22 protein-coding genes are annotated in these 21269 nt (G+C 71.6%); 8 read left to right on the top strand and 14 right to left on the bottom strand.

Annotated elements, in window-relative coordinates:
* Nucleotides 1-223 precede the first annotated feature (223 nt).
* From Q5762_RS10000 to Q5762_RS09980, 5 genes are all read left to right on the top strand, one after another.
* Complete coding sequence (locus tag Q5762_RS10000) at nt 224-1309, top strand: substrate-binding domain-containing protein (RefSeq protein ID WP_315891642.1); 1086 nt, start codon at nt 224-226, stop codon at nt 1307-1309.
* 133 nt (nt 1310-1442) lie between these two features.
* Nucleotides 1443-2756 (top strand): sugar ABC transporter substrate-binding protein, encoded by a 1314-nt coding sequence (locus Q5762_RS09995; RefSeq protein ID WP_315891641.1) that lies wholly within the window; start codon nt 1443-1445, stop codon nt 2754-2756.
* A gap of 4 nt (nt 2757-2760) precedes the next feature.
* On the top strand, nt 2761-3651 hold the full coding sequence (locus Q5762_RS09990; protein WP_315891640.1) for a sugar ABC transporter permease: 891 nt from the start codon (nt 2761-2763) through the stop codon (nt 3649-3651).
* Nucleotides 3648-4520: a carbohydrate ABC transporter permease gene (locus Q5762_RS09985; RefSeq protein ID WP_315891639.1), complete on the top strand. Its 873-nt coding sequence runs from the start codon at nt 3648-3650 to the stop codon at nt 4518-4520. Before Q5762_RS09990 ends, Q5762_RS09985 begins: the two co-directional genes overlap by 4 nt.
* A 26-nt stretch (nt 4521-4546) precedes the next feature.
* Entirely contained in the window at nt 4547-5578 is a 1032-nt protein-coding gene (locus tag Q5762_RS09980) for a hydroxyacid dehydrogenase (protein WP_315891638.1), read from the top strand.
* A 76-nt stretch (nt 5579-5654) separates the two neighbouring features.
* Here Q5762_RS09980 and Q5762_RS09975 read toward each other — a convergent pair whose 3' ends face one another.
* Together Q5762_RS09975 and Q5762_RS09970 are read right to left on the bottom strand one after the other, a co-directional pair.
* On the bottom strand, nt 5655-7199 hold the full coding sequence (locus tag Q5762_RS09975) for an IS1182 family transposase (protein WP_315891801.1): 1545 nt from the start codon (nt 7197-7199) through the stop codon (nt 5655-5657).
* Nucleotides 7200-7362: 163 nt separating this feature from the next.
* Complete coding sequence (locus Q5762_RS09970; protein WP_315891637.1) at nt 7363-9378, bottom strand: hypothetical protein; 2016 nt, start codon at nt 9376-9378, stop codon at nt 7363-7365.
* Nucleotides 9379-9440: 62 nt separating this feature from the next.
* Here Q5762_RS09970 and Q5762_RS09965 point away from each other — a divergent pair, with 62 nt between their 5' ends.
* Entirely contained in the window at nt 9441-10151 is a 711-nt protein-coding gene (locus tag Q5762_RS09965) for an ester cyclase (protein WP_315891636.1), read from the top strand.
* Between the two features lie 96 nt (nt 10152-10247).
* Here Q5762_RS09965 and groL read toward each other — a convergent pair whose 3' ends face one another.
* Together groL and groES are read right to left on the bottom strand one after the other, a co-directional pair.
* On the bottom strand, nt 10248-11876 hold the full coding sequence (gene groL / locus Q5762_RS09960; protein ID WP_315891635.1) for a chaperonin GroEL: 1629 nt from the start codon (nt 11874-11876) through the stop codon (nt 10248-10250).
* Nucleotides 11877-11995: 119 nt separating this feature from the next.
* Nucleotides 11996-12304, bottom strand: coding sequence for a co-chaperone GroES (gene groES, locus Q5762_RS09955; RefSeq protein ID WP_057584642.1), 309 nt, complete (start codon nt 12302-12304; stop codon nt 11996-11998).
* Nucleotides 12305-12577: 273 nt separating this feature from the next.
* Between groES and Q5762_RS09950 the strand changes: the two genes are divergently transcribed.
* Nucleotides 12578-12955: a DUF6234 family protein gene (locus tag Q5762_RS09950; RefSeq protein WP_315891634.1), complete on the top strand. Its 378-nt coding sequence runs from the start codon at nt 12578-12580 to the stop codon at nt 12953-12955.
* Here Q5762_RS09950 and Q5762_RS09945 read toward each other — a convergent pair.
* On the bottom strand, nt 12952-13134 hold the full coding sequence (locus Q5762_RS09945) for a hypothetical protein (RefSeq protein WP_315891633.1): 183 nt from the start codon (nt 13132-13134) through the stop codon (nt 12952-12954). The genes Q5762_RS09950 and Q5762_RS09945 overlap by 4 nt on opposite strands.
* A complete protein-coding gene (locus Q5762_RS09940) occupies nt 13131-14057 on the bottom strand; it encodes a polysaccharide deacetylase family protein (protein ID WP_315891632.1) in 927 nt (308 codons plus the stop codon). Before Q5762_RS09940 ends, Q5762_RS09945 begins: the two co-directional genes overlap by 4 nt.
* 109 nt (nt 14058-14166) lie before the next feature.
* Between Q5762_RS09940 and Q5762_RS09935 the strand changes: the two genes are divergently transcribed.
* Nucleotides 14167-15348 carry a THUMP-like domain-containing protein gene (locus tag Q5762_RS09935; protein ID WP_315891631.1) on the top strand — a complete coding sequence of 394 codons (1182 nt, stop codon included), beginning with the start codon at nt 14167-14169 and terminating at the stop codon, nt 15346-15348.
* Nucleotides 15349-15406: 58 nt separating this feature from the next.
* On the opposite strand, the gene Q5762_RS09930 is transcribed toward Q5762_RS09935, so the two are convergent.
* The 8 genes from Q5762_RS09930 to tsaB form a co-directional block, all read right to left on the bottom strand.
* On the bottom strand, nt 15407-16024 hold the full coding sequence (locus Q5762_RS09930) for a hypothetical protein (protein ID WP_315891630.1): 618 nt from the start codon (nt 16022-16024) through the stop codon (nt 15407-15409).
* A gap of 10 nt (nt 16025-16034) precedes the next feature.
* Nucleotides 16035-17333 (bottom strand): RNA polymerase sigma factor, encoded by a 1299-nt coding sequence (locus Q5762_RS09925; RefSeq protein WP_315891629.1) that lies wholly within the window; start codon nt 17331-17333, stop codon nt 16035-16037.
* 33 nt (nt 17334-17366) lie between these two features.
* A complete protein-coding gene (locus Q5762_RS09920; protein WP_315891628.1) occupies nt 17367-17726 on the bottom strand; it encodes a YciI family protein in 360 nt (119 codons plus the stop codon).
* A gap of 109 nt (nt 17727-17835) precedes the next feature.
* Nucleotides 17836-18702 carry a polysaccharide deacetylase family protein gene (locus Q5762_RS09915; protein ID WP_315891627.1) on the bottom strand — a complete coding sequence of 289 codons (867 nt, stop codon included), beginning with the start codon at nt 18700-18702 and terminating at the stop codon, nt 17836-17838.
* Between the two features lie 36 nt (nt 18703-18738).
* Complete coding sequence (locus tag Q5762_RS09910; protein ID WP_315891626.1) at nt 18739-18996, bottom strand: hypothetical protein; 258 nt, start codon at nt 18994-18996, stop codon at nt 18739-18741.
* The gene (gene tsaD / locus Q5762_RS09905; RefSeq protein WP_315891625.1) at nt 18993-20099 is read right to left on the bottom strand and encodes a tRNA (adenosine(37)-N6)-threonylcarbamoyltransferase complex transferase subunit TsaD; all 1107 of its coding nucleotides are present in this window, start codon (nt 20097-20099) and stop codon (nt 18993-18995) included. Before tsaD ends, Q5762_RS09910 begins: the two co-directional genes overlap by 4 nt.
* A complete protein-coding gene (gene rimI, locus Q5762_RS09900; protein ID WP_399494864.1) occupies nt 20092-20562 on the bottom strand; it encodes a ribosomal protein S18-alanine N-acetyltransferase in 471 nt (156 codons plus the stop codon). Before rimI ends, tsaD begins: the two co-directional genes overlap by 8 nt.
* 20 nt (nt 20563-20582) lie before the next feature.
* A complete protein-coding gene (tsaB, locus tag Q5762_RS09895; RefSeq protein WP_315891623.1) occupies nt 20583-21254 on the bottom strand; it encodes a tRNA (adenosine(37)-N6)-threonylcarbamoyltransferase complex dimerization subunit type 1 TsaB in 672 nt (223 codons plus the stop codon).
* Between the last annotated feature and the right edge of the window lie 15 nt (nt 21255-21269).

Below are 21269 nucleotides of genomic sequence, written 5' to 3'. Positions count from 1 at the left end.
CTCCCTGAGGCGGACGTCGTCGTCCCCCGGAATCATCAACAGGCTTCGATCGAAGGTCAATGCGTTCGGAGCGAATGATCGAAACTCCTGCCGTTCGATCATTCTGGCGTAGGCTCCGAACTTCGACCTCCGACCTTCGACGTCCGGCCTCCGCCCAGAAGCCGGACCGACAGACAGACCGACCGACAGACCGACAGACCGACCGACCGCGAGGGGATGCACCGTGCGCGAGAGTGCCGCCGGACGACACGACCGACTCCTGGCCCTGGTGCGCGAGCGCGGTACCGTGCGCGTCGCCGACCTGGCCACACTGCTCGGGGTCTCCCCCGTCACCGCCCGCCGCGACGTGGAGGCGTTGGCGGCCAAGGGGCTGCTCGACCGGGTGCACGGCCAGGTGTCCTGGCCCGAACGGCACGCGGCAGTGTCGGAAGGTCTGGTCCTCGGGCTGCTCGCGCCCTCCGCCACGTACTACTTCGCCGAGGTCATCCGGGGCGCGCACGAGGCGGCGGCGCGGGCGGGGGCCCGGCTGATCCTGCGGATCTCGGACTACCGCCCCGAGGAGGACCGCGCCCGCACCGAGGGGCTGCTCGCGGCCGGCGCCGAGGGGGTGCTCGTCGCGCCCGGCTGGCGGGGCCCGGAGGACCGGCCCGCGTACGGGAACTGGCTGGCCGAACTGCCCGTGCCCGCCGTGCTCCTGGAGCGCCGGGCGGACCCCGGCAGCCCGCTGGACGCTCTGGACCGGGTGGTCTCCGACCACGGCCACGGCGTCCTGCTGGCCCTGCGCCACCTGCTCGGCCTCGGCCACGGCACCCCGCTGCTGGTGGCCAGGGGCGACAGCCCGACGGCGCTCGCGGTGCGCGCCGGGTACGCGGAGGCGCTGGTCACGCTGGGCCTGGAGGCGCCCGGGCCGGTGATCGACTCCGTACCGGCGGACCAGGATCCGGCGGGGTTCGAGCGCGCGGTACGGGCCCTCCACGAGGCGGTGGTCTCGGGCCGGGCGAGCGCGGCCCTGGTCCACAACGACGTGGACGCGATCGAGATCGTCCAGCGCCTGGCGGAGCTGGGGGTGAAGGTGCCGGAGGACCTGGCCCTGATCGCGTACGACGACGAGGTCGCCGCGCTCGCCGACACACCGCTCACGGCGGTCGCGCCGCCGAAGCGTCAGGTGGGGCGGCACGCCACGGAGTTGCTGGTGGAGCGGTTGACGGAGGACCCGGCGGAAGAGGCCGCGCGGCGTCACCTGAGCCTGCTGCCGCGGCTGCGGGTGCGGTCCTCGTGCGGGGCTCCCTCAGGGGGTCGCCCCGCCTGATCGATTCGACCCGTACCGCCTGATCGATTCGATCTTTTTTCGATCAATCAATCTTTCGCTCTTGACTTCGCTCATGAGCCGTCCCAGGATCACGGCCAACCCCGTCCACGCCCGCCGTGTCAGGAGCCGTGCCGTGAGCAGCAGTTGGAGCAGAACGTCCCGTGTCATAGCCGGTACCGCCACCGCTTTGGCCGTCCTCACGGCCTGCGGCGGCGGTGCCGACACCGCGAACAAGCCCTCCGGGCCCGTGACCATCACCTTCTGGGGCTGGGCCAAGGGCTCCAAGGACGTGGTGGACGCGTTCAACGCCTCCCACACCGACATCCAGGTGAAGTTCGAGGAGATCCCCTCCGGGACCGCCGGCGGCTACGCCAAGGTCTCCAACGCCGTGAAGGCGGGCAACGCGCCCGACCTGGTCTCCATCGAGTACTCCTCGCTCCCCGAGTTCGTCAGTTCCGGCGCGCTGCAGGACATCGGCGGCGAGTTCACCGAGGAGGACCGGGGCAAGCTGCTGCCGCAGACCGTCGAGCTCACCACCCTCGGCGGCAAGACCTGGGCCGTGCCCTTCGACGCCTCCCCGCAGGCCTTCTTCTACCGCAAGGACCTCTTCGCGAAGTACGGGGTCGAGGTCCCGCGCACCTGGGACGCGTTCAAGGCCGCTGCCGAGAAGGTGCGGAAGGCCGACGCCAAGGCCCGGATCGCCACCTTCTTCCCCGACGACCCGACCACCTTCGAGGCGATGGCCTGGCAGGCCGGCGCCCAGTGGTTCAAGGCCGAGAACGACACCTGGAAGATCGACACCACCGACCCGGGCACCACCAAGGTCGCCGCCTACTGGCAGGGCCTCGTCGACGACGACCTCGTCCACAAGAACGCCTCGTTCAGCCCCGAGTGGACCGGCTCGCTCAAGAACAGCACGACCATCGGCTACCTCGGTGCGTCCTGGGGCGCGGGCGTCCTCAAGGGCACCCTGCCCGAGCAGAGCGGCAAGTGGGCGGTGGCGCCCATGCCGAGCTGGGACGGCAAGCCCGCGAGCGGGATGCTCGGCGGCACCTCCTTCGCCGTGACGAAGGACAGTAGGAACAAGGCGGCCGCCGTCGAGTTCGCCGAGTGGATGTCCACCACCGAGGCGGGCGTCAAGGCTCGGATCGCCTCCGGTACGTCCAGCGCCTTCCCCGCCGCGAGCGCACTGCGCCCGGTCGCCAAGCAGGCCTTCGACGCCAGCTACTACGGCGGCCAGGACATCTACGCCCTGTTCGAGGAGGCCGGTGCCTCCATCAACCCGAACTGGGCGTGGGGCCCGACCACCGGCACCACCAACACGGCCATCAAGGACCAGTTCGGCAAGATCGCCAAGGGCGGTCCGACGATCGTGGACGCCGTCAGGACCGGGCACGACGCGACCGTCGCCGAGCTGACCAAGCGCGGTCTGAAGGTCGAGGGCTGATCCGGTGAGGGCCCGCACCCGCGCCGCCGCGTTCCTGCTGACCCCCTTCTTCGCCCTGTTCACCGCGGTGATGGTGGTGCCGATCGGTTACGCGATCTGGCTCAGCCTCTTCACGGAGAAGCAGTCGGGGCTCGGCTTCGGCGGCGCCGAGTCCGCCTTCTCGGGGCTCGACAACTACACCGCGGCGCTGGGTGACCGGGCCTTCCGCGAGGGCTTCGTCGTCCTGCTCGGCTACTGCCTCTTCTACATTCCGCTGCTGCTCGGCGGGGCCCTCGGCCTCGCCCTGCTGCTCGACTCGGCGCTCGCCCGGGCCCGCCGCTTCTTCCAGCTCGCGCTCTTCCTGCCGCACGCGGTCCCCGGCATCATCGCCGCCCTGATCTGGGTCTACCTCTACACGCCCCAACTCAGCCCGGTCGTCGAGGCGATGGAGGCGGGCGGCATCGGCTTCGACTTCTTCTCGCCCGAGGGCGCGCTCCCCTCCGTGGTCAACATCGCGCTGTGGGAGTGGCTCGGCTACAACATGGTGATCTTCTACGCGGCCCTGCAGGCCATCGACCGTTCCGTCCTGGAGGCGGCCACCGTCGACGGCGCCGGCTCCTGGCGCGTCGCGTTCAGCATCAAGGTCCCGCTGATCCGGGCCTCGATCGCGATGGTCGGTCTCTTCACCGTGATCGGCTCGCTCCAGCTCTTCACCGAGCCGCTGATCCTCAACAAGGGCACGGGCTCCGCCGTCACCTCCACCTGGACGCCGAACATGTACGCGTACACCGCCGCCTTCGACCGCAACGACTACGGCCTCGCCGCCGCCGCGTCCGTCCTCCTCGCCCTCACGGCGGCACTGCTCTCCTTCGCCGTCACCCGCCTCACCGGCCGCAGGAAGGGGAAGCGCGCATGAGCAGGCCCCAGTCCCGGCCCCGTTCCCGCACGACGAACGTCTGGCTCTCGAAGACCGCCGTCAACGGCGCGCTCGTCCTCGCCGTCGTCTACATGCTCTTCCCGCTCGTCTGGCTGCTGACCGCCGCCACCAAGGACGCGGGCGGCCTGCTGGCGGGCAACGCCTTCTCCTTCGAGGGCTTCGACCTCGGCGGGAACCTCTCCCGGCTCGCCGCGTACAACGACGGCGTCTACTTCCACTGGTACGCCAACAGCCTCCTCTACGCGGGTGTGGGCGCCGCCGCCTGCTCGCTGATCAGCGTCGCGGCGGGCTACGCCTTCGACAAGTACGACTTCCGGGGCAAGGAGAAGCTCTTCGGCGTCGTCCTCCTGGGCGTGCTCGTCCCCACCACCGCGCTCGCCCTGCCCATGTACCTCCTGGCCAGCGAGGTCGGGATCGTCAACACCTACTGGGCCGTCCTGATCCCCGTCCTCGTCAACCCCTTCGGCGTCTACCTCGCCCGGGTCTTCAGCGCCGGCTACATCCCCGACGAGGCCCTGGAGGCCGCCCGTATCGACGGCGCGGGCGAGCTGCGCGCCTTCTGGTCGATCGGTCTGCGCATGATCATGCCGGGCTTCGTGACCGTCTTCCTCTTCCAGTTCACCGCGATCTGGAACAACTTCTTCCTCCCCCTGGTGATGCTCTCGGACCAGAAGCTCTTCCCGCTGAGCCTCGGCCTCTACGCGTGGAACAGCAACGCCCACGCGGAACCCGACTTCTACCCCCTCGTCGTCACCGGATCCCTGCTCGCCGTCGTCCCCCTCGTCGTCGCCTTCGTCTCCCTCCAGCGCCACTGGAAGGCCGGACTGACCGCCGGCAGCGTCAAGTGAGGAGTCCAGGTCCCACGATGTCCACCATGCACCCCGCCACTGACAATCGCCCGACCCTCCTCCTCTCCATGGGCCCGGGCGTCGCCGACCGCCTCCTCACCGACGCCCACCGCGCGCGCCTCGCCGCGCTCACCCGCACCGACCCGCACCTCGTCGCCCACGACCTGACCGCACCCGACGACCCGCGCGTCGCCGAGGCCCTCGCCGAGGCCGAACTCCTCCTCACCTGCTGGGGCGCGCCCCCGCTCACCGCCGGCGTCCTGGACCGCGCCCCGCGCCTCAAGGCCGTCGTCCACGCGGCCGGCTCGGTGAAGCACCACATCACGGAGGTCTGCTGGGAGCGCGGCCTCGCCGTCACGTCCACGGCCGCCGCCAACGCCCTGCCCGTCGCCGAGTACACGCTCGCCGCGATCCTCCTCGCCGGGAAACGGATCCTGCCCTCGGCCCAGCGGTACGGGGAGGTCCGCGCGGACGGCGTCTGGACCGCGGAGTCGGCGGCCTGGGGGAACTACCGGCGTACGGTCGGCCTCGTCGGCGCCTCCCGCATCGGCCGCCGGGTCGTCGAGCTGCTGCGCCCCTTCGACTTCGAGGTGCTGCTCCACGACCCGTACGTGACGACCGGCGAGGCGCGCGAGCTGGGTGTGGAGCTCGTGGGCCTGGATGCGTTGTGCGCCCGGAGCACGATCGTGTCGGTCCACGCGCCCCAACTCCCGGCCACGTACCGCATGATCGGCGAGCGGCAACTGGCCCTGATGCCGGACGGCACGACCCTGATCAACACCTCACGCGGCTCCCTGATCGACGAGCCCGCCCTCCTCCCCCACCTGCGCGCGGGCCGCCTCCACGCGGTCCTGGACGTCACCGACCCGGACGTCCCCGCCCCCGACTCCGCGCTCTGGACCCTCCCGAACGTCCTGCTGACCCCGCACGTGGCCGGCTCGCTCGGCAACGAGCTGCACCGGATGGCGGACCAGGCGCTGGGGGAGGTGGAGCGGTACGGGCGGGGGGAGCCGTTCGCGGATCCGGTACGGCCGTCGGACCTGACGCGGTCGGCGTAGCCCGGACACCCCCTAGAAGGCTGATGAAGATCTTGTTGCGGGGCTGTCCGGCCGGAGGCCGGGCAGCCCCGCGTGGTCATGTGCCGGCTGGGGCGAGGTGCCAGGTGTCGTTGTTGTAGGTGAGTCCGAGGTTGATCAGTCGGCGGAGATTGAGGGCGGCTGCTCGGGTGTGGAGCCAGGTGTCGTTCTTGATGGTGCCGATGTATCGGAGTCTGCGGTTGCCTCGGTGGACGATCCAGGCGACGGCGCGTTCGACGGGGGGTCGCCAGCGGCGGTAGTCGGCTTGCCAGTCGGGGTCGGTGGCGGCCTGGTGGCGGGCGGCCGCCTGCTGGTCGTGGTGGGGGCGGATGGTCAGGATCCGGCCCGCTTTGGCTTTGGTGCACTTCTCACTCAGGGGGCATCTGGTGCACAGGTCTTTGAACGCTGCTCTGCGCTGGTGGTGCTGTCCGCCAGGGTCCGACAGCGCGACGGTGTGTCCTTGGGGGCAGGTCACGGTGGCCGCGGTGGTGTCGATGGCGAAGTCGTCGAGGGTGAAGCCACCGGGAACGGCCGCCCGCAGCGGGGCGGGTTTTAGGAACAGCCGGTGTCCGGCGGCTTCCAGTCTCTGGCGGGCGTCGCCGGTGGAATAAGCGGTGTCGCCGAAGGCGTCGACCGGCTGGTCCTCCTCGGCGAGCAGGTCGAGGCCGACGGCTGCTTCGTGGTGCTCCGGCCCGGCTCCGGGAGTGAGGGCGACGGCGGTGAACAGGCCGGTCTCGGGATCGACGGCGAGGTGGGCCTTGTATCCGTCCTGCTGGTGGGAGCGGGTCTTGTGGACGTGGCGCGCTTCGGGGTCGACGGTGGAGAGCATGCGGCCCGGGGCGGTGCCCTGGGTGATGCGCCAGCGTCCGTCGCGGCCGTCGGAGTCCTCGGCCGGTTCGACATCCTGCCCGGCGACCAGGGCCAGGATGCCCACCGCGTTCGCGGCCTTCTCGCCGAGCTGCTGCTCGGGCAGGTGCCCCAGCAGCCGCAGTGCATCCGTGACGAGGGCGTCCACCAGCCCGGCGCGGGCCTGGGCGTCGTTCCAGGCGATTCGGGGTTTGCCGGGATCGGTGTAGTCGTGGGCCGTGCACTGCACGGCCGCGGCCGGGCCGGCTCCCGGGACCTCCCGGATCACCGCCCGGACAGCGGCGATGATCTGAGTGACGGTGTCCTGGGTGGCGACCGCATCGTCCAAAACGGTGGAGTCCAGTGCCCGCCGGTGCTTGCCCCTCAGGACCCCGGTTGCCCTGACGACCTCGCGGACCGCTTCGAAAACCCGGTTCGGGCGCGTTGAACGAGCCAGCCGTCGACGGAAGTACGCCAGCAGCGACGGATCAAACGCCATGTCGTGCAGGCCGAGCCCGCAGGCGGCCTTCCACCGCAGGTCGCAGCGCAATTCCTGGACCGTCTCGAAGTCCGACAGGCCATGCAAGGCCTGCAACGTGATCGCGGCGGCCAGGATCTGCGGCGGCATCGACGGCCGCCCGTTCACCGACGGATACATGTCCGCGAACATCTCCGCGGGAAACAGCCGGCCACGGTGCTCGGCCAGGAACGCGAACACACTCCCAGCCGGAATCAACTCCCGACACGTCGCCCACACATCAGGCCCGACGGTCTCCCCGACCCACTCCCCTTGAACCACAACAACGAGTCTGGCCCCACCACTGACGCGGCGGAGCCAGAACCCAACATCTTCATCGGTCTTCTAGGCGAACTGTCCCGCCTCGACCAGCGCCCGCACCACCTCGCGCTCCAGGTCCGGGTCAGCCCTGGCCCGATCCGCCCCCGTCCGATCCGCCCCCGTCCGGTCCGCCCCCGTCCGGTCCGCCCCCGTCCGGTCCGCCCCCGTCCGTCGTCCCGGGTCGGCGCGCCCGCCAGGGCGCGCAGCCCGTCGCCCAGCATGCCGTCGGCCGCCGCCGGGTGGCCGCCCTCCCGCACCGCGACGGAGACCCGGACGAGCACCACCACCCGGGCCACGAGCTCCTCGTCCGTCCCGGCCGCCGCCGTGCCCCGGGCCGCCGCCTCGGCCTCGGCCACCTGCCCCCACGGACCAGGGCGCGGCAGACGGCGGTCGTCGCGGCCGCCCGCACCCCCGCCAGGGGGTCGGTGCGAGCCAGGTCGAGGGCGGGCCCGTACTCGCCTCTCCCGCAGAGCTCCTGCACCAGGGCGAGCAGCGACTCCCGGCGCCAGATGTCCTCCCCGATGGACCGGACCACCCGCGCGGCGCGGTCGTGGGCACCGATCCTCATCAGCACCCCCGCCACGTCCTGCATCGCGACGTTCCCCGAGCCCTTCCGGCTCATTCGCAGGGCGGCGGCCTCGACCTCCTCGACGAGTTCGGTCGCGCGGGCGCGGTCACCGCGCGCCAGGAGCTCGTCGGCGACGGCGCACAGGGCGGAGACCGCCCGTATCTCGTCCATGCCGCGCGCCGGCGCGATCGCGCGTTCGATCTGTCCGACCGCGGCCCAGGCCGGGGGCAGCGTAGTCAGGATGCCGCTGTTGCGGTGCTCGAGCGCATCGCGCCGGATGCCGAGCCGCAGCAGGGACATCACCAGATCAGGCCCGTCCCCCAGCTCCAGGACCGCCTCCGCCACCGCCCGTATCTCCCCCAGCGCCGCACCGTCCCCGCCCGTCACGGCGAGCAGCCGGTCCTGCCGTACGGTGTCCAGGGCGCACCCCGTCATACGGGTCGCGTCGCCGGCCGCCCGGAGCATCGCGAAGTAGCCGCGCAGCAGGTACCGCGGGCTCTCCTCCGGCCAGCCCCGCTCCCGCCACTCCGCCGCCCACGCGTGCAGTCTCGCCCGGGAGCTCTCCAGTTCGCGTTCGCCGAGCATCTCCCGTGCCTGGACGGCCAGTTCCTCATGGGCGAGGAGGTAGGCGTCGGCGCGCGGGGCGAAGGTGCGGCCCGGCCCGGTGCGCAGGACGTCCCGTACGCGATAGGGCACCGCGTCCGTCAGCTCCGCCAGGTCGTCCGCGGTCAGGCCGCCGCCCGCCGCCGTGAGCAGGGCCAGGATGTCGTGCTCGACCCCACCCGCCTCAAGCAGGCGCTTCAGTTCGCGTTCCGCCTCGGCGCGGATCGCGCGGGCCGACGGGGAGGGCTCCAGGGTGCGGGCGATCGCCGGGTCGCGCAGCGGATGGCCCTCCGGGACGTCCGAGGGCAGCGGGGGGTTCAGGCGGCCGGAGACGATGGCGGGAAGGCCGTACGGGAGCAGGCTCGCGATCGAGTGGGCGTCCGGCCCCGTGGTCACGCCCCGGTCCTCGTCGAGGCCGTCGACGAGGAGGACCAGCCGTTCGCCGCGCTCGGCGCAGGCCCGCGCGGCCTCTCCGTAGAGGCGCAGCACATGGGCCTCCCTGGTCGCGGCGGTGAGCAGGGGCGGCAGCCCCTCCCCGGCGAGCTCGGCGAGCTGCTCCAGCACCACTTCCACGTAAGCCACGGCGTCGTTCTGCGCGGCCCAGCGGGCGGTCACGAAGAAGGAGACGATCCGCACGCCCGGCGGGGCGTGGAGCGTGAACCAGGACAGCAGCGCCGTCTTGCCGGCCCATGCCTCGGCGCGCCAGTACGCGTACGACGGGCCGGAGCCGGTCTGGCAGAAGGCGGCCAGCTCCGCCAACTCCTCCTCCCGCTCGACCAGTTCCGGCGGGGCTGTCCGGCGCACCTGCTCCAGGTAGGCGGAGTGGACGGGCGGACCGTCCACTCCGATGCGGGCGTGGTCGCCGGTGACGACCAGCTCCGCGTCTCCCCCGACCGCCACCGACCGGCTCCCCCACGCACGCAGCATGACCTCATGCTGCCAGCTCCCCGGCCCTAAGATGGAAGGGTCCACCCGGTCCGGGAGGCACCATGACCTTCGTACAGATAATCGATTGCAAGACCAGTCGGTTCGACGACCTGAACCGGCTCATGGACAAGTGGGTCGAGTCGACCAAGGGCAAGCGCACGGCCACCCACAGCGTCATCGGCAAGGACCGCTCCGACGCGACGCACCTCGTGGAGATCGTGGAGTTCCCCTCCTACGAGGTCGCGATGACCAACTCGCAGCTTCCGGAGACTGATCGCATCTTCCGGGAGATGGTCGCGCTCTGTGACGAGATGCCGACGTTCACGGACCTCGACATCATCCGGGACGAGCAGCTGTACAAGTCCAACGCCCGCCACCTCTTCGAGCTCATGGCCTCCGAGGGCGAGCTGCCACCCCTCGACGAGGTCCTGGCGGAGGGCTACCACGACCACGATCCGACGAACGCGCAGGACGTCATCGGCATGGACGCGGTCCGCCGCGAGGTGGAGATGTGGCGGGGCGGGTTCGACTTCGCTTTCACCGTCAACGACCAGATCGCCGAGGGCGACCGGGTGTGCACGCGGTGGACCTGGATCGGCACCCACACCGGCGACTTCATGGGGCTCCAGCCCACCGGCATGAAGGTCTCCATGACGGGCACGACCATCCACCAGTTCCGGACGGACGGCAAGATCACGGAAGGGTGGTGGCAGTACGACCTGCTCGGGCTGATGGGGCAGCTCGGCGCGGTGGAGGGCGTGGACAGCCCGTAGAAAGCCCGTAGAAACGTCCGCACAAACGCCGAGGCCCGGCGCCCCTCGGGGCACCGGACCTCGGTGATCGACTACGAGCGATCAGCTACGTGCGCGTCAGTGCGAGTGACCGTGGCCGTGGCCGTGGCCGTTGTCCGCCGACTCCTCTTCCTTCTTCTCCACCACGAGGGTCTCGGTGGTGAGGAGCAGGGAGGCGATCGAGGCGGCGTTCTCCAGCGCGGAGCGCGTGACCTTCACCGGGTCGATGACGCCGGCCTTGACCAGGTCGCCGTACTCGCCGGTGGCGGCGTTGAAGCCGTTGCCCTTCTCCAGCTCCGCCACCTTCGAGGTGATGACGTAGCCCTCGAGGCCGGCGTTCTCGGCGATCCAGCGCAGCGGCTCGACGGCGGCCTTGCGGACGACCGCGACACCCGTGGCCTCGTCGCCGGTCTTGCCGAGGTTGCCCTCGAGGACCTTGACGGCGTGGACCAGAGCGGAGCCACCACCGGAGACGATGCCCTCCTCGACCGCGGCGCGGGTCGCGGAGATGGCGTCCTCCAGACGGTGCTTCTTCTCCTTCAGCTCCACCTCGGTGGCGGCGCCGACCTTGATCACGCACACGCCGCCGGCCAGCTTCGCGAGGCGCTCCTGGAGCTTCTCGCGGTCCCAGTCGGAGTCGGTGGACTCGATCTCGGCCTTGATCTGGTTGACGCGACCCGCGAGCTCGTCGGCGTTGCCGCCGCCCTCGACGATGGTGGTGTCGTCCTTGGAGATCGTCACGCGGCGGGCGGTGCCCAGCACGTCAAGACCGGCCTGGTCGAGCTTGAGGCCGACCTCCTCGGCGATGACGGTGGCACCGGTGAGGGTGGCCATGTCGCCGAGCATCGCCTTGCGGCGGTCACCGAAGCCGGGGGCCTTGACGGCCACCGCGTTGAAGGTGCCACGGATCTTGTTGACGACCAGGGTCGACAGGGCCTCGCCCTCGACGTCCTCGGCGATGATCAGCAGCGGCTTCGAGGAGCCGGCCTGGATGACCTTCTCGAGCAGCGGCAGCAGGTCCTGGATCGAGGAAATCTTGCCCTGGTGGATCAGGATGTACGGGTCGTCGAGGACGGCCTCCATACGCTCCTGGTCGGTCACCATGTACGGGGACAGGTAGCCCTTGTCGAAGGCCATGCCCTCGGTGAAGTCGAGCTCCAGGCCGAAGGTGTTGGACTCCTCGACGGTGATGACACCGTCCTTGCCGACCTTGTCCATCGCCTCGGCGATGAGCTCGCCGACCTGCTGGTCCTGCGCGGAGAGCGCGGCCACGGCGGCGATGTCGGACTTGTCCTCGATCGGACGGGCGGTCGCGAGCAGCTCGTCCGAGACGGCCTTGACCGCGGCGTCGATGCCCTTCTTCAGGGCGGCCGGGGAGGCACCCGCGGCGACGTTCTTCAGGCCCTCGCGGACGAGCGCCTGGGCGAGCACGGTGGCGGTGGTGGTGCCGTCACCCGCGATGTCGTTGGTCTTGGTCGCCACCTCCTTCACCAGCTGAGCACCGAGGTTCTCGTACGGGTCCTCGATCTCGACCTCGCGGGCGATCGTGACACCGTCGTTGGTGATGGTGGGGGCGCCGAACTTCTTGTCGATGACGACGTTGCGGCCCTTGGGGCCGATCGTCACCTTCACCGTGTCGGCAAGCTTGTTGACGCCGCGCTCAAGGGCGCGACGGGCGTCCTCGTCGAACTTCAGGATCTTCGCCATGGGAGCGATTCAGCCCTCTCGGATTTCGTGGTGAAACTGGTGAAACGAACTGCGCCCCGGACGCCCGGTGCGGGGTCAGGGGCGCAGCTCAAAGCATCTGCTTCAGGTACTTCGGTGAATTACTTCTCGATGATCGCGAGCACGTCGCGAGCCGAGAGGACGAGGAACTCCTCGCCGTTGTACTTCACCTCGGTGCCGCCGTACTTGCTGTACAGCACGACATCGCCGACCTTGACGTCGAGCGGCAGGCGCTCGCCGTTCTCGAAGCGACCCGGACCGACGGCGAGGACAGCACCCTCCTGGGGCTTCTCCTTCGCCGTGTCCGGGATGACCAGGCCAGAGGCGGTGGTCTGCTCGGCGTCGAGCGGCTGGACCACAATGCGGTCCTCGAGCGGCTTGATGGCAACCTTGGAGCTGGTGGTCGTCACGATCCGACCTCCCCCTTCGGAGATCTCACGGGGCTAACTGTCTGGGGTGGCGACCAGGTGGATCCGTCGTCGCGGGTGCCGGACCTGCCCGTCGCTGTGTTGGCACTCTCCAGTGGGGAGTGCCAGAGCCGAGACTATGACTGCGATTAGCACTCGGTCAAGCGGAGTGCCAATTCAGCGACGCGTGGCGGTTCGGTACCGCAGCACGTTCGATTCGGTCTCGGGACGGGCAACGGCGTTACGGAGCGGATGGTTCCGCACGAAGGTGCGGACATGACAACGCCCTCGCGCCCCCTGGTCCGCACGGTCCGCACGGGCACGGACATCGCCGTCGGACTGGTGTTCCTGGTCCTGGACGGCGTACTCGCCCTGGCCGCCGCCGTCTTCCTGGCCGCGCGGAACCTCGGCGGCGCACCCGACCCGCGCGACGCGAGCCCGCCCCCGATGGACTGGGTTCCCGTGATCGTCTTCGGCGTGGTCACCGGAGCCGTCCTGCTGCTCGCGTGGGCGATGCCGCGCGGCGGCCGGGTGTGGACGGCCGGGTGTCATTTCCTCGCGGCGGGGCTGCTCTTCCTCGTCACGCTGCTCGTCGCGGGGGAGCAGTGGGCGTACGCGCACCCCACCCCCGCGAGGAGCGCGAGCGCTCCCTAGCGGCGGCGCGCCGTCGTCGGGCCGTCGTCGGGCACGGTGAGCGTGTGGAACACCCGGACCGCCGTCTTCCGCCCCAGGCGCTCGATCGGGTCCACGGACGACGCGCACCCCGAGATCCCCGGCAGCAGGAGCGCGCCGGCCATCGCGAGGCCGACCGCCGGCCGGCGCGCGCGGGTCACACGTAGTCCTCGAGCTTCGCGACCGCGTACCCCTTGGCCGTGATCGTCTTCATCACCCGGCGGATCATGTCCGGCATCGAGCCCTTCCAGTCCTCCTTGCCCCGGAAGTGCGTGAGCACGATGTCGCCGGGGTGCAGGTCGCGGTCCCACTCGCGCCACTCCATCCGGTCCGGGAAGGCCTCGGAGGCCCACAGCGGAACCGCCTTCACCCCGCACGTCTTCGCCGCGCGCAGCGTGTCCTCGTTGTAGTTGCCGTACGGCGGCCGGAAGAGCGGGGGCCGCTTCCCGTACCGCTTCTCGATGGTGTCCTGCATCCCGCAGATTTCCCGCTTCTGGGCGCTGTACGAGAGCCCGGGCAGGTAGCGGTGGTTGAGGGTGTGGTTGTGCAGGGAGACGCCGGCGGCCTGCATCTTCTTGAAGTAGCCGTAGTCCTCCTTGACCAGGTAGTCGCTGAGGAACGCGCTGTACGGGATCCGCAGCTCGCTCATCATCCGCACCAGCTCGGGATCCTTCTCCGCGCCGTCGTCGATCGTCAGGAAGACGACCTTCTGTTTGGTCGGCACGGTGGTGAAGACCGGCGGCAGCCCCTCGCCGTCCGTCTCGAAGCCCTTGCGGGTGGTGATCTTCGGCTTCACGGCGGGCGGGGCCGGGGCGTCCAGCGGCGGCCGGTCCAGGCCCCACTTCTTGGCGGCGGCCACCCGGGCGGCGCGCTGCGCGCGGACCTTCTCGACGTACGTGTCGAGCGCGGCGGCCGCGCCCTCCGCCTGCGGCTGACCGGCGGCCGGGCGGGCGGGGCCCTTACGGCCGCCCGAGCCGCCCTCCCCGTCGCCGGAGGGGCCGGCGCAGGCGGATCCGAGCGCGGCGACGACCAGTGCGGCGCCCACCGGGCGACGGAGACGCGCCGCCGACCCCTTTCGGCGCATTTCTTCTTTTTGTCTTACTAGCTGCATGGCGCCGCATCCTGTCAGCGGAGCGCCCCGCGCGGCCCCCGACACCACCGCCCGGCGCCCACCATCCCCCGGCTGGCCCACAATGGGACGGGTGACCGACCTCGCCGACTTCACCGCCCTGCTCACCCCCGAGGGCCAGACGCTGCTCGCCGCCCTGCGCGACTACGACCCCGCCCAGGAACTGGCCGTCGCCTCCCGGCTGCGCCGCGAGCACCCCGCCGAACTGGTCTCGGCCGCGCTCGGCCAGGCCCGGCTGCGGCAGCGCGCGGTGGCGAAGTTCGGCGCCGAGGACGCGTACCGGATGTACTTCACCCCCAACGGCGTCGAGCAGTCGACGCGGGCCACGGTCGGGACGTACCGCGCGGAGCGGCTCAAGGCGCTCGGGGTGCGGAGCGTGGCCGACCTGTGCGGCGGGATCGGCGGCGACGCCCTCGCGTTCGCCCGGGCCGGGATCGCGGTCCTGGCCGTCGACCGTGACCCGCTGACCGCCGAGGTCGCCCGCGCCAACGCCGAGGCGCTCGGGCTGGCCGGGCTGATCGAGGTGCGGTGCGCGGACGTGACCGAGATCGACACCAGCCCGTACGACGCCGTCTTCGTGGACCCGGCACGCCGGGGCGGCCGCGGCCGCATCTTCGACCCGGAGGCGTACTCGCCGCCGCTCTCCTGGGCCGTCGAGGCCGCCCGCAAGGCCCCGCGCGCGGCGCTGAAGATCGCCCCCGGCATCCCGCACGAGGCGGTGCCGGCGGAGGCCGAGGCGGAGTGGATCTCGGACGGCGGGGACGTGAAGGAGGCCGTGCTCTGGTTCGGCACCTCCCCCGGCACCCGCCGCGCCACCCTCCTGCCGTCCGGCGCGAGCCTGACCGGCCGCGGCCTGCCCGACCCGGCGGTCCGCCCGGTCGGGAAGTACCTCTACGAGCCGGACGGCGCGGTCATCCGCGCGCATCTGGTCGCCGAGGTCGCAGAGGAGCTGGCCGGGGGCCTGATCGACGAGACGATCGCGTACGTCACGGCGGACGCCCTCACCCCGACGCCGTTCGCCACGGCGTACGAGATCACCGACGAACTCCCCTTCAACCTCAAGAAGTTGAAGGCCCTGCTGCGCGAGCGCGAGGTCGGCACGCTGACGGTGAAGAAGCGCGGCTCGGCGGTCGAGCCCGAGGAGATCCGCCGCCGGGTCAAGCCGAAGGGCCCGAACGCGGCGACGGTCATCCTGACCCGGGTCGCGGGCGCCCCGACGATGCTGATCGGCCGCCCGGCGGCCTGACCCCGGGCGGGCACTGCGCCATGAGGCCCGCGCGCCAAGAGCCGTACGCCCATCAGCGCTACGCCACGAGCCGTACCGCCAGCCGGTAGTGCCCGACCGCCTTCACCGCGGCCGTCATGCCGCTGACCCACAGGCCGAGCCCGGCGCCCACGAAGTAGGCGGCCGTGCCGTAGCCGCCGCGGCCCGGGCCGGTCGCCTCGGCGGGCGCGGCCAGCGAGAGCCACAGGCCGACGGCGCACAGCGCGAAGGCGAGCAGCAGCCAGACGACGCCGAGGACGGGCTCGCGCAGCCGCGCGTCGGCCGCGCGGTCGCCGTCCAGGGCGGCCCACCGGATCAGCCGGTCCCGCGCCTCGCGGTCCCGGCGGGCGCCCCGGGCGAGGAAGAAGACGGCGGGGACCACGGCGCACAGCCCGAGGCCCAGCAGGAAGAACGAGAACATGCCCGCGAAGGGGTCGATGGAGTCGTCGAGGGCGATGAGCCCGGCGCCGCAGATCCCCCAGCCCAGTTCCAGGACGGCCAGCCACATCAGGAAGACCACCAGCCGTGTTCCGCCGATCAGTCGGCGGTTGAGCTCGGTCATCGCCCGCGCCCGGTCGGCCAGTCGGGCCTCGTGGTCGGGCCAGCTCTGTATCTCGGCGGGCGGCGGGGGTGGGGGCAGGGCGGTACGCGGGGACATGCGGCCGAGACTACCGAGCCCCCGGCTCACCCCGCCCGGACGGCCCGCCCGTCCCGAAACGCCCCCTGCCGCCCGCCCGTTCCGCGCGCTCGCGCAGCAGTGCGCGTTCCCGCTCGTTGCGGGTCAGGGCGGCGGCCCGCTCGAACTCCGCGCGGGCCTCGGCCGGCCGGCCGAGTCGCTCCAGCAGGTCGCCGCGGACGCTCGGCAGCAAGTGGTAGCCCGCCAGGGCCGGTTCCTCGGCGAGGGCGTCGACGAGGGCGAGGCCCGCCTCCGGGCCCTCGGCCATCGAGACGGCGACCGCACGGTTCAACTCGACCACCGGGGAGGGCGCGACGGACGCCAGTCGCCCGTAGAGGCCGGCGATCGTCCGCCAGTCCGTGGCCCCGTACGTGGGCGCTTTCGCGTGGCAGGCGGCGATGGCGGCCTGGAGGGCGTACGGACCGTACGAAGCGCCCTCGCCCGCCCGCCCCAGCGCCTCGAAGCCGCGCAGGATGAGGCGGCGGTCCCAGCGGCTCCGGTTCTGGTCGGCGAGGAGGACCGGCCGCCCGTCCGGACCGGTCCGGGTCGCCGTCCGGGAGGCCTGGATCTCCAGCAGGGCGGCCAGACCGTGGACCTCGCCCTCCTTCGGCATCAGCCCCGCGAGCACCCGGGCCAGCCGTAGCGCGTCCTCGCACAGTGCGGGGCGCAGCAGGTCGTCGCCCGCCGTCGCCGCGTACCCCTCGTTGAAGATCAGGTAGATGACGTCGAGCACCGAGCCGAGCCGGGCCGCCCGCTCGTCCCCGTACGGGACCTCGAACTCCACGCCCGCCTTCGCCAGCGCCCGCTTCGCCCGCACGATCCGCTGTGCGACCGTCGCCTCCGGTACGAGGAAGGCACGGGCGATCTCGTCCGTGCGCAGCCCGCCGACAAGCCGCAGCGTCAGCGCGGTCCGTGCCTCGGCGGAGAGCACCGGGTGGCAGGCGGTGAAGATCAGCCGCAGCAGGTCGTCGTCGATGTCGCCGGGCCCGGACGGCTCGGGGTCGTACGCGGCCTCCGGCACCTCCCGCCCGACCTCGGCGAGCTTGCGCGCGTACGTCTCCCGGCGCCGTACGAGATCCACCGCGCGGTTCTTGGCGGCGGCCGTCAGCCAGGCGGCCGGCCGGTCGGGCACCCCCGTCCGCGGCCACTGTTCGAGGGCGGCGACGAAGGCGTCCTGGGCGATCTCCTCGGCGATGCCGACGTCACGGACGATCCGCGCGACGGCGGCGATGATCCGCGGCGACTCCATCCGGAAGACGGTCTCTACGGCGCCGGGGGCGGGTGCGGTCATGCGTCAACGATGACACCACCCGCCCCGACCGCGTCAGCCCATCTCTTCGATCTCGCGGACCTCGCAGGTCACCTTCCACTGCGGCGGGTGGACCTCCAGGAACCGCTTCGACCACTCCATGGCCTCGGCGAGGTCCTTGCACTGGGTGATCGAGTAGCCGCCGACGACCTCCTTGGTCTCGGTGAACGGCCCGTCGGTGTAGGAGATCTTCCCGCCCTCCCAGACGACGCGCTTGCCTTCCTCGGTCGGCTTGAGGCCGGCCGTCTCCAGCATCACGCCGGCCTTGGTGATCTCCTCGAACAGCGCCTCCATGCGCTGGCCGAACCCGGCGTCGGCCTCCGACATCTCGAAGGCGCCCTCTTCGATGCGGATCATCGTCAGGTAGCGGGGCATGGTCGTTCTCCTTGCGTGGCGGGCGGGGCTGTTCCCCGCCTTTCACTCATACGTCGAACGGGCTCGACCCGCATCGACACCACGCGCGAAGAATTTCGCGACGGGATTCCTAGACGTAGTCCTCCAGGCGGGCCACCGTGAAGCCCTGCTCCTGGATGTGGCGGAGCATGTTGGCCGTCATCCGGGTCATCGTCGTGCCCTTGAGCTCGGCGGGGCCCCTGAAGTGGGCCAGGATGATGTCGCCGGGGTGCAGCTTCTTGTCGGCGCGCTGGTACTGCATGTTCTTGATCTGCATCGACTCGCGCCACAGCACGATCGCGTCCACCCCGCACTCGCCGGCCGCCGCGCGGGTGTGCTCGTTCCAGTTGCCGTAGGGCGGGCGGAAGAGCCGGGGGGTCGTCCCGTACTCCTTCGCCAGCTTCGTCTGCTGGCCGCAGATTTCCCGGTGCTGGGCGGCGCGGCCGAGGGTGCGCAGGTTGGGGTGGGTGAGGGTGTGGTTGGCGACGCCGTTGCCGAGGGCGGCGAGCGGCTTGAAGTAGCCGTAGTCGGCGCGTATGGCGGAGTCGGTGAGGAACACCGTCACCGGGACGTTCAGCTCCTCCATCATCTTCAGGAACTCCGGGTCCTTCTCGGCCCCGTCGTCGATCGTGATGAAGACGACCTTGTCCTTGGTGGGTATCTCGCTGATGACGGGGACGGGCGCGCCGGGCTTCCGCGTCACCGGCTTGGTCGTCGGCGGTACGGGCGGCGCGGCGAAGGGCTTCAGGCCCCACTTCCGGTACGCGGCGGAGGCCTGCGCGGCCTTGTCGGCCTGGTCCGGGGCCTTGGCCTCGGCGGGGGCCGTCGTGGGCGAGGCAGGTCTCGTGGGAGCGGTCGCGGAGTCCGCTCCCGCCGGGCCGCCGCATCCCGAGATGAGGAGTACGGCGGCGGTCAGCGCCGCCCACGTCACGATCTTCTTGTCCACGCCGAGAGTCACGACGTGGATGATGCGACAAAATGACCGGAGGTTGCCTCAGTCCACGGACTCGAAACGCCAACGATGCACCGGACGGGTGACCAGGTCGGCGGCCGGCTCGGGCAGCTCCGGCAGCTCGGCGTCGACCGCGTCCGTCTCCCACCAGGTCAGCACGAGCACCCGGTCCTGCGGGGCGCGGAAGGTCTCCCTCCGCAGCGGCTCGTACGGCAGGAGCTGCGCCCGCGCCCACTCCAGGAGTTCGGCGCCACGGCCCTGGACCGCGCGCGCCTCCCACATCAGGGTCACGACGGTCACGAGTACAGGTTCTCCTTGCTGACTTCGTGCACGTGGTCGTGGTCATGAGCGTGCGAGTGATTCCCCGGCACGTGCGGGTCCGTCACCGGAAGCGACGAGTCCGCCGACAGCTCCCAGTCCGACGCCGGCCGGTTCCTGGCCACCATCTCCGCGCCCAGGGCCGCCACCATCGCGCCGTTGTCCGTGCAGAGCCCCGGCCGGGGCACCCGCAGCCGGATGCCCGCCCGCTCGCACCGCTCCTGGGCGAGCGCCCGCAGCCGCGAGTTGGCCGCGACGCCACCGCCGATCATCAGGTGGTCCACGCCCTCGTCCTTGCAGGCCCGTACGGCCTTGCGGGTGAGCACGTCGACGACGGCCTCCTGGAAGGACGCCGCCACGTCCCGTACCGGCACCTCCTCGCCCGCCGCCCGCTTCGCCTCGATCCAGCGGGCGACCGCGGTCTTCAGACCGGAGAAGGAGAAGTCGTACGCGGGGTCCTTCGAGCCGCTCAGGCCGCGCGGGAAGGCGATGGCCTTCGGGTCGCCCTCCCGGGCGAGCCGGTCGATGACCGGGCCGCCGGGGAAACCGAGGTCGAGCACGCGCGCGATCTTGTCGAAGGCCTCGCCGGCCGCGTCGTCGATGGTCGCGCCCATCGGCCGGACGTCGGCGGTGATGTCCGGGGCGAGGAGCAGCGAGGAGTGCCCGCCGGAGACGAGCAGCGCCATCGTGGGCTCGGGCAGCGGGCCGTGCTCCAGCTGGTCGACGCAGATGTGCGAGGCCAGGTGGTTCACGCCGTAGAGCGGCTTGCCCAGCGCGTACGCGTAGGCCTTCGCCGCCGAGACGCCGACGAGCAGCGCGCCCGCCAGACCGGGGCCGGCCGTGACGGCGATGCCGTCGAGGTCACGGGCGGAGATCCCGGCGTCCTTCAGAGCGCGCTCGATGGTCGGGACCATCGCCTCCAGGTGCGCGCGGGAGGCGATCTCGGGCACCACGCCGCCGAAGCGGGCGTGGGTGTCGACGCTGGACGCGACGGCGTCGGCCAGCAGCGTCGTCCCCCGGACGATGCCGACCCCGGTCTCGTCGCAGGAGGTCTCGATACCGAGTACGAGCGGTTCGTCAGCCATCAGAATCAGTCTCAGTTCCTTGAGCGGTCAGTCGCATCACGAGCGCGTCCACGTTGCCCGGCTGGTAGTAGCCGCGGCGGAAGCCGATGGGCTCGAAGCCGAAGCGCTCGTACAGCTTCTGGGCCCGTGTGTTGTCGACCCGTACCTCCAGCAGTACCTCTTCGCACTCGAACGCGGTGGCCGCGTGGAGCAGATCGGTGAGGAGGCGGGCGCCGAGGCCGGTGCCCCACTGGTCACGGGCGGCGGCGATGGTCTGGACGTCGCCGAGGCCGCCGGCGGCGGCGAGTCCGGCGTAGCCGACGAGCCGGCCGTCGGCCGGATCCTCGGCCACCACGTAGTGGCGGGTGGCGTGCGGGCCGCGCGCGTGGGCCAGTTCGGACCAGAACATCCCGGGCGACCAGGCGTCCTCCGGGAACAGCTCGGTCTCGAGCTCCAGCACCGGTTCCAGGTCCCACCAGCGCATCTCGCGCAGTACGGCGCCGGTCACTTGGGCGTGACCACCTTGTAGTTCTTCGGCACCTGGGCGTCGGGGCGGCGCAGGTACATCGGCAGCGGGTCGAGGAAGCCGGTGTGAGAGGTGCCCGAGGCGCTCGCCGCGAGCCGCTCCGCCGCCAGGGCGGCCAGCGCGCCCGCCGACTGGTGCTCCGGGTCGCGGGCGTCCGGGAAGGCCTCGGGGTAGAGCCGCGCGCCGGCGCCGACGACGGGGAGCCCGGCGACCTGCTCGGCGATGTCGGCGGGCCGGTCGACGGCCGCGTCGCCGACGCGCGTACGGGCGTTCTCGTACCGCGCCCAGTAGACCTCCTTGCGGCGCGCGTCCGTCGCGACGACGAACGGCTCCTCGATCCCGGAGGCGTACGCGAGCCCGTCCAGTGTGCACAGGCCGTGCACGGGCACGCCGAGGGCGGAGGCGAAGGTCGCGGCGGTGACGAGCCCGACCCGCAGTCCGGTGTACGGCCCCGGCCCGACGCCGACGACGATGCCGGTGACCGCGTCGAGCTTCAGCCCGGCCTCGGTGAGGACCCGGTCGACGGCGGGCAGCAGCAGCTCCCCGTGGCGGCGGGCGTCGATCTGCCGGAACTCGGCGATGACGGAGTCGCCGTCGTGGAGGGCGACGGTGACGGCGGGTGTGGCGGTATCCATGGCGAGCAAGAGCACGCAAACAGCCTACGG

The sequence above is a fragment of the Streptomyces sp. P9(2023) genome (assembly GCF_032436795.1).
Classification (GTDB): Bacteria; Actinomycetota; Actinomycetes; order Streptomycetales; family Streptomycetaceae; genus Streptomyces.
Note: the sequence above shows the minus strand (reverse complement) of the source record. Positions and strands in the feature narration are given on the sequence as shown.